11 protein-coding genes are annotated in these 12512 nt (G+C 41.9%); 2 read left to right on the forward strand and 9 right to left on the reverse strand.

Annotated features, from left to right (window positions below):
* The 9 genes from A142_RS06255 to A142_RS06295 form a co-directional block, all read right to left on the reverse strand.
* On the reverse strand, positions 1-522 hold a 522-nt coding region (locus A142_RS06255), incomplete at its 3' end, for a response regulator transcription factor (RefSeq protein WP_019822288.1).
* A gap of 95 nt (positions 523-617) precedes the next feature.
* Positions 618-1499 (reverse strand): hypothetical protein, encoded by an 882-nt coding sequence (locus tag A142_RS06260; protein WP_029405450.1) that lies wholly within the window; start codon positions 1497-1499, stop codon positions 618-620.
* Entirely contained in the window at positions 1489-3981 is a 2493-nt protein-coding gene (locus A142_RS06265; RefSeq protein WP_019822292.1) for a fimbria/pilus outer membrane usher protein, read from the reverse strand. Before A142_RS06265 ends, A142_RS06260 begins: the two co-directional genes overlap by 11 nt.
* On the reverse strand, positions 3965-4651 hold the full coding sequence (locus A142_RS06270; RefSeq protein WP_019822294.1) for a fimbrial biogenesis chaperone: 687 nt from the start codon (positions 4649-4651) through the stop codon (positions 3965-3967). Before A142_RS06270 ends, A142_RS06265 begins: the two co-directional genes overlap by 17 nt.
* Before the next feature lie 2 nt (positions 4652-4653).
* Positions 4654-5379, reverse strand: coding sequence for a molecular chaperone (locus A142_RS06275; protein WP_029405451.1), 726 nt, complete (start codon positions 5377-5379; stop codon positions 4654-4656).
* Between the two features lie 100 nt (positions 5380-5479).
* Positions 5480-5977 (reverse strand): hypothetical protein, encoded by a 498-nt coding sequence (locus A142_RS06280; RefSeq protein WP_017080976.1) that lies wholly within the window; start codon positions 5975-5977, stop codon positions 5480-5482.
* A 77-nt stretch (positions 5978-6054) separates the two neighbouring features.
* Positions 6055-6579, reverse strand: a complete 525-nt coding sequence (locus A142_RS06285) for a hypothetical protein (RefSeq protein WP_019822302.1) — start codon at positions 6577-6579, stop codon at positions 6055-6057.
* Positions 6580-7348: 769 nt separating this feature from the next.
* A complete protein-coding gene (ltaE, locus tag A142_RS06290; protein ID WP_019822304.1) occupies positions 7349-8353 on the reverse strand; it encodes a low-specificity L-threonine aldolase in 1005 nt (334 codons plus the stop codon).
* A gap of 17 nt (positions 8354-8370) precedes the next feature.
* Positions 8371-8886, reverse strand: a complete 516-nt coding sequence (locus A142_RS06295; RefSeq protein ID WP_029405452.1) for an NUDIX hydrolase — start codon at positions 8884-8886, stop codon at positions 8371-8373.
* Between the two features lie 288 nt (positions 8887-9174).
* On the opposite strand from A142_RS06295, the gene A142_RS06300 reads away from it, so the two are divergent.
* Positions 9175-10830: an ATPase RavA domain-containing protein gene (locus A142_RS06300; RefSeq protein ID WP_019822307.1), complete on the forward strand. Its 1656-nt coding sequence runs from the start codon at positions 9175-9177 to the stop codon at positions 10828-10830.
* Between the two features lie 11 nt (positions 10831-10841).
* A complete protein-coding gene (gene viaA, locus A142_RS06305; protein ID WP_019822309.1) occupies positions 10842-12287 on the forward strand; it encodes an ATPase RavA stimulator ViaA in 1446 nt (481 codons plus the stop codon).
* Positions 12288-12512: the final 225 nt, after the last annotated feature.

Raw genomic sequence — 12512 nt, forward strand, 5'->3', positions numbered from 1 at the left:
ATTTGAATCTCCTCTAATCACGCGCTTAAATATTTGAACTTCTCTTTTCGTAAGGCTAGATAGTATTACTTTTGACTTGAAAGTGTAATCGTGTCTATTAGATAGAATATGTGACATTAACTTTCTCGGTAGCCACAAATCGTCGTCACACACTGTTTTTAGACAACGGGTAAGGTGATCAACAGGAGCGTCCTGATATATGATTCCTTTTATATCAAACAAGTTGAATAACTGCATTACGGTAATACTCTGTCCGGTAATGTCAGCAGGAACATCGTAGACTACCCATTTATTTGACTCTACTTTTGATAAAATGATGTTGATATCTTCGATATTTGCTAATAGTAAGTAGCTAATAAGGATGACATCGAAAGTCTTACGGTTACTCGAGCGGCCAATGCTTGTCATACATTCTCTGCTAAAAGAAAAATCACTGTATTTTTCTATTTCGCGCTGAATAAACTGGTTGTTAATACCGTTGTCACCAATTAGGAGCATGTGCTTTAAATTATTTCTATGCATAACTTATCCCGAGCCTGGTAAATCAAGTTTTGATTCTATGACGTTGTGTTTTATAAAATTGAGCTCTGCGGCTTAATTTTTACATAATTGCATAATTATGGTTGCCGTGAAAGTCGAGGTTCAATAGAAATTTGTAATGTATCGTCATATTTCCCTCCTGGTTTGTTCTCTGTTTCACCAATGACAAAATTCAAAGGAATAGGTTGACCAATCGTTGCGGAAAGACGTTGAATTCTCGCATCCAGTTGCTCAAGGTTTATTCTGTCGCTATCGAGGGAAAGTTGGTATGGAATATCCCACTTAGTCTCATTAGATTCATGACGTAGCATTCCTTGATGGGATGATTCGAATGCGATGGTATAAGCTGTATTGCTTTGAACCCATAGGTTAGGTGCAGAGCGAATAATCTTGTTTGAATATAATGTCCCTAGATCAAGGTCATAATGTTGTTGGGTCAATCCATAAAAATGAATTTTCGCAGCAGGCGGAACGTTAACCGATACCGGAATGGAGCTAGGGCTAATTTCCACTTGTTTACTATCAGAGGTATAAGAAGGCGAGACTTCTAAAAGCCCTCGATAGGTTCCTGACGCTAACCATTGCTTGCTCGGAAATCGCATTTGTATCGTTGCCGAAGGGTGGCTATCGGTTAATGATAAGTGCCATTGATTAGCAACCGGCATGCCAATCTGCCCTGACCACTCAAAGTTGAGTTTGTCTTGGTTCGACCCTTTTAACGAGCGACTGGTATCGTTAAGCTGCAAAATTAAGCTTAACTCGCATGGTTCGCCAATTATGTTTGCATCTATTCGGTAAGTGTTAATTGTCGCGAATGTGCCTGCACTGAAAACATCATATTGTGATTTAGATGAGACGGGTTGAATAGTCAACGCATTAGCTTCACACCCAAATGCATAAGGCAGATGGTTTGTGGCGATGAGGAAAAAGGATCCCCAAAGTACGTGTTTATTCAACATATACATCTCCTAGTCTTATCAAGTTGTCACTGCGTTCACTGAGGGAAATGATGACTGACTCTTGTTCTTTAGTGTCTAGTACCAATTGATATTTACCTGGCTTTAATCCAGAGATTGCAAATATGCCGTTACGATTGGTAAAGAAGTCAATGGGCAACTGTTTTGCCTCACCAAGGTAATGTGCTACACCAGCGACAAGTGAAATAGGGTTGTTACTTTGACGATCGAATAGCTTGCCAATAACGGTTAATACAGCATCAGATCCAATCTGGAGTTGGAAGCCCCGTTTATAACCCGGCTTAATCCAAAAAGCGCCATCACCTAAGTCATACCCTGGCGGCAAGTTATCGACCTCGTAACTGATTACTTGGCCATTGTAAGCTACAAGGTCTGAGACCATAGCACTTGCATCTCCTTTAAGATAAACGCGTGCGTACTCACCGTCTCTTGTGGGATCGATAGCCACGTCATTCTCTTTCAGACTCTTATGTTTAGTGACAATCGCAAACGCTTCGCGTACTGGTCTGCCGACTGCCACAGATGAACCTGCAAAAGCAAGTGAACTATTAATAGTTACGTCGGTACTGTGGTTTCGTGTTTCACCAGTAATTTCTTCAAGCCGCGAAGCGTGGGTCGCATTCAATTCATAACGGTTGGCCGTGTAGTTAATCCCAGCATCCATATCGGCATCCGTCTCTTCGTTAGTAATAACACTCGCAAACGCCGACACCCCTCCTGTGTTACCAATATTATTCTGATAGCTGTAATCTAAGGCGGCTTCATTGAGCTCTGTGGTGTAACGACCGACAACACGAGTTTGTCGACTAAGAGGCCAACTTATGGTGACAGTCGTGCTGATGTCATCGTCTTCGCTTGCGTTATGTCGATAGTTAACGCGTGCACTCCAGGTAGCGGGAGTATCAAACAGTCCGTCTGATAAACTCGGGCTAATCAGCCAATAATCGTTCTCTTTGTCTATTCCTGATCGGTAATTGAGGGTCATGGCGGCACGTAAAGACTGACCAAGGTAAATGGAGCTGAATGCAGACACATAATGAGTGGTTAAGTTGATATCGATATCGGAAGTATCAAACCCTGAGACCCCAGTAAAATTGTTGGCCAGATATTCATAACTAAAACTCAGTTGTGGGGACAGAGTGTTGGTATTGGAAAACTCCGCATCGAATGCAAATTTGTAAGCGTCGCCAATTCCAAATGTAGGGTGTTCGCTACGAGAGGCAGTGAGTTCAGTGACGCCCCATATAGAAGCGAGTAACGCGGTGGCACCATATTGATAAAGATCTTCACGGGTTTGAAAGTTCGTACCCAACGTTAACCAAGGGCTAATACCCACATCAATATAACCATGGAAAATACGCTCGTCGGTTAGGTACTCTAGTTGTCCATTTTGTAATTCAGAAGGCGCTCCATACATGATGCTATATTCAAACTCACCGCTATTGAGCAAGTCGTTACCGGTTGCAATAGAAAACTCGATACGTTCTTCATTCCCGGAGCGGTCGGTGATGACGAGTACAATATCATTACTACCTTGTGCAAGGGGGATATCACTAAGGTTATAGCTACCAGCGCCGAGGGTTAATCGTTGGACTGCGATCCCATCTATATAGACATCGACATTTGAAGCCCTTTGAAGGGTGAATGATTGATTGGCTCGTGGCCGTGCATTTCTGGTTGGAATGAGCGTAAAATCTCGAGTTAAACCAATACCAAGTATGTCTGTGCTGTCCTGAAAAGATTGACCACTGTTGTACATATCGCCGAGGACAAGTCGTGTTCCTTGTTCGGCAAAGTCAATATTAAGGCGAGATCCTTCTCTTACGTATCGTGAATCTTGTGATGAGCTGTTTTCTAGATAGGATTCATACTCAAAGTTTAGAAAACCAATGTTAAGTGCGGAGTCGAATTGACCGCGATAGAGATCTTGCCTTGACGAATTTTGATCCACATATTGGGTCTCATTGGCCGAAAGGGCAAAGTTAACGTATCCACTTAATAAACTTGGTTCGGCATAGTTATAAAAATCATCTGCGCCGTTCATAGACAGTTGTTGGGTTAAGCTAAATTCAGGTGGTACCGTCACGATGCATTCTAATGACGAGAAATCGAAACTCAGATTTAATCCTACGCTCTCAAAATGATGCTGAGACAGCATCTCATCGTCTGTCGTGTCATTGAGTTTCCCAATACCTTCATGAGTTACGACGGAAGAAAGGAGAGAAAGCGTACTTTCCTTCGGTAACAAGATCTCGTTGTTTGCGGTAATGATAATGTCCGCTTCCCCCAGTATGGTGTCACTTATCCTTAGCAAAGATGTAAGTTGAATATCTCGCCCTGTTTGATTCAAAACCATTTCCTGGCCCCAAGCTGCAGGGCTTAAGGCGGCACAATAAAAAAGTACTAATCCCAAGACATACAAAACTTGCCACATCTTGTGATGGGTTTCAGTTTTCATGCCCATGGTAAGTGCCCATTGGTAAGTAATTTAAAGAAGAAGGGAAAGTAATAGTGGAGTGTGGTGGAATAAATTGCTCACCTAAAGCCGCATGTACTTTTTGGCTCTGAGATTCGAGCCCCGTAAAATGAAGTAACGATGTATAGGTAAATCGTGACCCTGAATTAGTCAGTGTTAGCTTGCCTTGTTTATCTACGTGCAATTTCACGTCAGGTTCTAACGAGGATGAGTGAATGTGCAACAACGCATTGTAGTGAACTTGCAAATTGATACCGGTGGTTAAACCGATGGGCTTATCTATTCTCGCGTTGTTCTGTCCAATATTCACGGTACTGAAACGAATGAAATAACTTTGAGAGGTTTCGAGTGTTCTGTTTCCCAACCATTGTATACGGAATACTTGACGTTCTCCGGGGGCTAACATCGCCGCTGGTGGAAACACAAACATCTCTTCACTCGCTAGATCAGATGTCTCGAACGTGCCATCTAATAAGAAGTTCAAACGACGAACGTTAGCTTCAAGTGGGAGAGCTTGTGTTGAGTTGTTAGTGACAACCAGTTGAGATGCTGCCCGGTGATCGGTGTTGAGTTCGATGACGGTTGGAAACAGTGTTATGCCAAACGCTTGTGCACACAGAAAGCAAGAAATGAGCGCTCCCCAAATATAACGTCTCATTACTATTGATCCTGCTCTATTTCAATCGATAGGGTGTTTACGTCATAATTTTTAAGAGGCTGCATTTCAAAAAAACGCGTGGAGTAGGGAAGGACTAAAGTTCCCGGAATTCGTTTTGCGATTTCTACGCCTTTTAAATAGGTTGAATTTTTACCATCAGATATTTTCCATGTTGTATTGGTTAATCGACCATAACTATTGCCACTGTTAAGTACTTCAAGAACCCATTTATTCCTTTTGTCATTTTGTTCGATACTTTTGACTTCTAGCTGAGAAGCCGTGTTCTGAGGTCGGACGTTGATAAGTGTATTAAACTGAAGTAAAAGACTTACTTGCCCTTGATTACTGCTCGCTCTTTGAACTTTTACTTGCTTAACAGCAATGCGATAGGCTTTAGATTCTGTGATGGAAGGATCGCCCAAATACCGCACCATAATGGATTGCGATCGTCCAGGTTCTATTATTGCGGTCACCGGAATCACTAATAGCTCGTCATCTGCAGGCGTCGTGGTCTCTTTGCCATATTCGTTCATGGTCATAAATACTGGAGACAATTCAACCGTGAGTGGTTCGGTTGAAGAATTTTCAATCCTCATGGTCATTTGAGCTCTTTTGCCAAGCGGTGTCATTTCCATAGACATCGGTTCGACTTTGAACGCATGAGCGGACAGACAAGTGAGTGACAATAGGAAAAGAACGATCCATTTATGCATGATCCATTTATACATAGCGAAGAGCTCCAAATTAAACTTATGTCGTTGATATTGATATTGATATTGATATGAGATTAAGTCGGAGGCCAAATAATAGCCCCCGACTTATTAACCTCTAATTTGAGGTGATATTTACAGTTAATGTATCTGAGTAGCCACCTGCCCATGGGGAGGTTTCTGTCGTCACAATATCAATAGATGCGGCAACACCTGTCGCTAATGCTCCAGAACCGCCATAAGAATTACTGACTGAAACGTCATTTAGACCTGGGCCCCCTGGTGCATTAAGCGTGAAAGGAGCTAAACCTGAAGGATTGAATGTTGCATCGTAGGTAAGAGCGTAGTCTTCGCTATCGTCTGACTCTAGACCACCTTCAGCACTTGTCAGTGTCACAGTTGCACCATCGACGTCATTACACTTCATGTTAAGACCACTAACAGAAAGGTTTTGAATTTGAGATACGTTACCAAAGTCCATAAGTTGCGTTGAAAGACCAGTAACCTCACATACAGGTGAAACAAATCCAACTAACTGTACATCTCCTGGAGCGGCTTGGACTTGAGCGCCAAAAATAGCTGTGACTGTTGCTGCGTAGAGTGTTAGCTTTTTCATTAGAAATTCCTTTATCTTAAATGATTGGCTCGAATAATGCTGAGCGTATGTTGTTCTGCAGATACATTGCAGAGTTTTCACTTTGTTACGCTATGAATCGAAGGGTAAACTTCGATCTCAATAACGTCTTGATAATAACCTGCGTAATGCAAGCTATTTTCGAGTGCTACCCTAAGATTCCCCTGTTGAGAGAACGGAATAACACCAGAACTGTCTATCATTACTGGTGAAGTAAGTTGGCTACTGTGCCTACTTTCATGAAGACGAATTTCGTCTATTTGTAATGACAAATTGTAACTTTCAATAATATCAAACCCTTGATGTTGATATTTTAAGCCTCCATATTTTGAGTTGATCGTTATACCCAACGGACGGTTACAATAAATATTAAAAGGCAACGATTGCACATCACGGTGTTCCGTAAAATTCATAATGTTGCCAGAAAGGAAGTTTATTTCGCATCGGTCTTTGATCTGACCGCTAATTCCTAACGTTAAGCTATTAGCACTGGCATATAATGAAAGTGACAGACTGAAAATTAACGCTGAGACGATTAAGTTATGAAGAATTCGAAATGCTCTAACCATAATCTCACCTCTCAACGGTTGAATGTAACTTGTTGCTTAACTTTGAAAACTATATGTGCTTTAAAAAATGGTGAAGTAGTAAAAAAAGTTTATTATTTAAGAGAAGTATGATTTTTAGTATGATTTTAACCTGAGCAGAAGAGACTAAATAATTGGATAATAATATTATATTCAATTAGATAGTGGAGTTTACCCCCAGCGTTTGAGTTGACGAGAGGTTTTTATTTAATTGATAATAATAGAAGTATGGTCTACGTCGAGTGTATTGAGTTTTACTATGGCAGCTGTCATCACAATTGTTACTGTGTTATTAACGGAAAAGCTAATATGAAAATTCAATTTATAAGTTGATTTTATCGGTTTTAAATTTTAATTTCGGAGAGAACCTATCTAACATTTATCTATTGAAATTAGTTGTTTAAATAAATGTTGTAGGGAAGGTTAACTCTAGTTTTAATTACCGTATGCGTGGTAAATAAGAGCTTGACGTTATTATTACTAAGTTATTTATCTTTAGTGAATAGACAAAGCTTTAAGTCATTAATGAAACTCAAACTCAAAGGTTAATTGAATGTTTAAATGTAGGGGTGATTCTTAGAAGGTATTCTTATAGGCCAAAACGAGATTGCGTTCTGTTCCAGTCAATCTAGTGTGTTTTCTAGAAAACCTACAGGTGTCGAAGGCTGGTTTTGTTGTGGAATTGTCTAACAGATTTGATGAAAAATTAAAGCTTCCCGAAGGAAGCTTTAGTGTTAATTGCAATAAGTGATAATTTTATTAAGAGCTAAAGCGCATTTTCTAGCTTTGTTAGGAAAGTAGTGATGTCTTCTGAACTGATACCTCTATGAGTAACAAAGCGAACAGGATTCCCTGGTGACATCGTAATGCCTTGTTCGCTCAGCTCGCGAGCGATTCGGTTTATATCCACGGACTCATCTAACTTCGCAAATACAATGTTGGTTTGAATGAAATCAGGGTTAACCGAAAAACCTTCTAGCTTGCTTAAACCAATCGCTAGGTTTTTTGCGTTCGTATGGTCTGCTTTAAGCTGAGTCACGTTCTCTGTTAGAGCCATCTTACCAGCTGCGGCAAGAATACCTGCTTGGCGCATACCACCGCCGACCATTTTACGTAGTCGACGTGCTTTAGCGATGTACTCTTTACTACCAAGTAGCATAGAGCCAATCGGAGCACCTAAACCTTTCGATAAGCAAATCGTCATAGAATCGAAGTGTTGTGCGATCTCTTTAATGTGAACATCTAACGCGACTGCCGCATTGTATATGCGTGCACCGTCTAAGTGCATCTGTAAACCATGTTGGTTTACGAACTCACGAGCTTCCGCTAGGTAAGACATTGGCAGCACTTTACCATTGATCGTGTTTTCTAAACTAAGCAGCTTAGTACGAGCAAAGTGGCTGTCGTCTGGCTTAATCGCAGCAGCAAGCCTTTTAAAATCTAAAGTGCCGTCTGGGTTGTTCTCGATTGGTTGAGGTTGAATCGAGCCCAATACCGCCGCGCCACCGGCTTCGTATTTGTAGTTGTGCGCCTGTTGACCACATAGGTATTCATCACCACGCTCACAGTGCGCCATTAGGCCGAGTAGGTTGGCTTGCGTACCTGAAGAGGTGAACATCGCGGCTTCAAAGCCCGTTTCGTTGGCTGCCCACTGCTCAAGCTCGTTTACTGTTGGGTCATCACCATATACATCATCACCGACTTCTGCGTTTGCCATTACATCGCGCATTGCTTGTGAGGGTTTAGTTACGGTATCAGAACGAAAGTCCATGTTTCTCTCCTAGAGTATTATAGGTAGCCGCAGAGTTGGGCTTTACTTAAACAAGCGATAGTTTTTGTATCGGTGATTTGATCGTGTCGTATTTTGTTGTGTAGTTCTTCTAAGCTCAGCTCGATCACTTCTATGACTTCATCTTCATCACATTCAAAGCGGGTAGTGAGGCTTAGGTCTTTTGCGACGAATAGGTGCTGTATCTCATCGCAGAAGCCAGCTAAAGGCGTAACTTGCCCTAAACTTTGAAAAGAAGTTGCACTGTAACCTGTTTCTTCTTCCAGTTCGCGCTGCGCGCATTCAAGAGGTGTCTCATCAATTTCCATCGTGCCTGCAGGTAACTCTAGAAGCCACTTTTTGAGAGAAGGGCGAAATTGATTAATGAGGATAATCTTTCCAGACGAAGTGATAGGAAGAATAACGGCCGCGCCAGGGTGGTTGATTGTTGTATGTTTTACCATGACGTTCGTAGGGAGCGTCACGTTCTCTTCTATGAGAGAAATACTTTTCCATTTATGGATAACTTTACTCATGCAGTCTGGCCACATTCCTTGCCAATTTTTCGTATAACGGAAGACGTGCACCACCATAACGTCTATGCTGTCGAAAATAAAAGAAAAATTAGGGTTAGCAATAGATTTAGTTTCACGCCGTTCGTGATGTTACTCTCATAATTGGAATCTATGATTGCGCCAAAATTATAACCGTAACCGTCTGATATAAATGCAACTCAATAATAAAATACACTTGTAACAAAGTGCTAACAAATGTATAAAAACATATCTACACTCTCAACAGTTAAAAGATTTCCGGAGTAACGCATGAACCCTTCTATTTCCTCACATGCTGACAAAGCGCTACTCTCTGAAAGAATCAATAAATTAGCGCATGCTCTATCCGATGGTGTCTATGAAAGAGAAGACACGATTAAGCTCTGTTTACTGGCGGCTCTCGCCGGCGAAAGTGTATTCCTATTAGGCCCTCCGGGCATCGCAAAAAGCCTTATCGCAAAACGTCTTATTCAGGCTTTTGACAACAGTAGTTATTTTGAATATTTGATGACACGTTTCTCTACGCCAGAGGAAGTGTTCGGCCCGCTAAGTATCCAAGAATTAAAAGACAACGGTCGTTATGTAAGGCTGACCGAAGGTTACCTACCAACAGCACAAGTTGTATTCCTTGATGAGATCTGGAAAGCCGGCCCTGCAATCCTAAACACACTGCTTACTGTAGTGAACGAAAAAACATTTAAGAATGGCAGTGACATTGAACGCGTACCTATGCGCTTGTTGGTTTCTGCATCTAATGAACTTCCAGATGAAGACAGCGGCCTAGAAGCACTTTATGACCGTATGTTGGTTCGCGTGTTTGTTAACCGTATTCAAAACAAACAAAATTTCAAATCAATGCTGACAACCGGTACTTCTCAAGAAGCTGTGATTCCAAAAGGTTTGGCGATCACTGACATTGAGTACCATCAATGGCAGAAAGAGCTCGACAAGCTAGAGCTGACCGATAACTCGTTTAACAAGCTGTATGAACTGAAAACCATGCTTGAAGAGACGGTTAAGAAGCAAGGCTCAGCCTCAGAGTCAGACTTGTATGTATCGGATAGACGCTGGAAGAAGGCCGTTAAACTATTGAAAGCGAGTGCGTTCTTCAGTGGCCGCGATAGCGTGAACCCGCTAGATATCATGCTTCTGCAGGATTGTTTATGGCATAGCCCTGAATCGCGCGATGTAGTTCGTAGCGTGGTGAAAGACTTTGCATTGAACCGAGCGTTTGATCAACAAGAGTCGAAAGCTCAAATTGAGATGTCTCGTGAAGAGTTAGAAGAGATTCAAGACGATGTTGAATCGACGCTATCAGTTTCGCTCTCTATGGAATCAACCAGCGGCTTGTTGCGTAAAGACGTTTACCAGAATGATATCAAGAACGCGAAAATGTACAGCGTGGGCAGTGCATACAATCTAGTGAAACTCGTTATGCTGCAAAGCAACATGTCGGTGTCTGAATCTGAGAAAGGTGATAGTCGTTGGGTATACGTAGCCAAAGACGATTTTGATCGTGTTCTTAAAGAAGGCCACGGTGATATTTACGGTTACGTAAACGAAAATAAAAACCTATGCCGCTTAAAACTCGACTTGGATGCATCGAACCAATTAGTGATTAAAGACATTGCCAATCGCTCTGTCTTGGTGAGCGTTGTTACCACAGATGGTTTGGATCAAGAACTGTATAACAAGTGGTTGAGTGGTGCTGAGAAAGCCTTAGAGCAGTTAACTGAAGCTGAATTCAAGTTAAAACGCGTTCGTACTGAATTCCATGATGCGTTACCTCATAACTATATTGACCCTGATTTACCGAAAGCGATGGAAGCAAGTTTGCAAGCGGTAACGCAAGATCTTGAAACCACGAAAGTGAAGAGTGCAAAGATTGCTCAGCGTATTAAGTTTATGAGTCAGTACTTCGAGTAAGGGGAGAGCATATGTTAGGAGCAGACGGCTTAAACCTCGCTTTGATGGTGGCTGATTCAGGAATCATTGATACAGCGATGAACGATCTCATTGCTCGCTCTCAAGTCATGATGGCTGCTGAGAATAAAGGCGTAAAAACATCAGTCAAAAATCACTTAGTTAAATGGCGTGGTAAGGTCAAAAAGCGCGTAACTAAAGTGTGTGAAACTGATCGATTCCAAGAGGAAATCGCACTTTACCAAGAAGTCATTTACTGGGATGAACCTCAGTTCTTTGATGAGATTGACAGCGTTATCAAAAAACTGGAGTGGCACTCAGCGTTTTATCTACAAGCTAGACGCCTTATGGAGAACAATAAGGGCGTTTATAATGCGATGTTTCCACACTACTTTTGTGACCAATGGTACCAATCACTTTCTGATGCGATTAAGCAAGCTCAAGTAACCGAGCTTGAAACAAGCAAAGAAAAAGTCTTAGCCGATCTTTATCTGCGCATGGAAACCATGAAAAACATGGACAAAGTGACGGAGTCGGGTGATGAAGGCAGTGTAGGGCGTTTGTGGGACATGGCATCTGCCAAGTTAAGCAAAACAGACCTTACCATCATGAAGCGCCATGCTGAGTTCTTGAATAAGCATAAGGGCTTGCAAGAGATCGCTGAAAAGCTGGGCCGTATGGCTGGTGAGGAAGATGATCCTTCGCTACACAAAGCCCCTGTAGAAGAATTGCAGATGGTTGAAGAGAAAAGCGATGAAGCGGTCGATGATATTGTTGGGATTCACGAAAGTGATGACCTCAACAAGATGCTGCCAAACGAAACCATGTTTCTAGCTTACCCTGAACTTGAGGTTATCTTTTACAAGCACTTGGCCGACAAGCGTTTACTGAGCTATCGCTCGCAAGGTAAATCACGCACGTTACGTAAAGTGAAAGCGCAAAAGCCAGATAGCAAGAACATCGATATTGAAAAGGGCCCGTTTATCGTTTGCGTGGACGCTTCGGGCTCTATGAGTGGATTCCCTGAGCAGTCTGCCAAAGCTATGGCTTATGCCTTAATGCAAATTGCTCTCGCGGAAGAGAGAGACTGTTACGTGATTCTGTTCTCTTCTGAGCAGATTACCTATGAGTTAACAAGGCAAGATGGCCTACGTGAAGCGAGCGACTTCTTAAGTTACTCATTCCATGGCGGTACGGATCTAGAACCTGTTCTCATGAAATCGATTGACTTGATGACGGGTGATAAATACAAAAATGCAGATTTAATCGTACTTTCGGATTTCATTGCACCGAAACAATCTGACGAAATGATTGCTCAAGTTGAAAAGTTGAAAGAACACAAAAACCGTTTCCATGCGGTGAGTCTTTCTAAGTATGGTAACCCTCAACTCATGACCATGTTTGACCATTGTTGGGCGTATCACCCAAGTCTTGTCGGTCGTTTCATGAAGAAGTGGTAACGTACGACACCTAAATTTAATCCATTTTGCTGTGTGTTTTTTGATTGAAGAGATCGAACATGCAGCAATTTGATTTAAATGTCAGCAAACGGAATTTAAATTCACTTTTTTGTTTGACTATCTCTCCTCAATCCGTAAAGTAGGCACCCGAACACAGCGGTGCGATTTACTTAAGTCCCTAAAGTGTTGAATTAAAAAGGCGCCTTGGCAGAGTGGCTATGCAGC

Origin of the sequence: Vibrio splendidus 12E03, from assembly GCF_000272105.2 — a bacterium.
In the GTDB taxonomy this organism is placed as follows: Bacteria; Pseudomonadota; Gammaproteobacteria; order Enterobacterales; family Vibrionaceae; genus Vibrio; species Vibrio splendidus_I.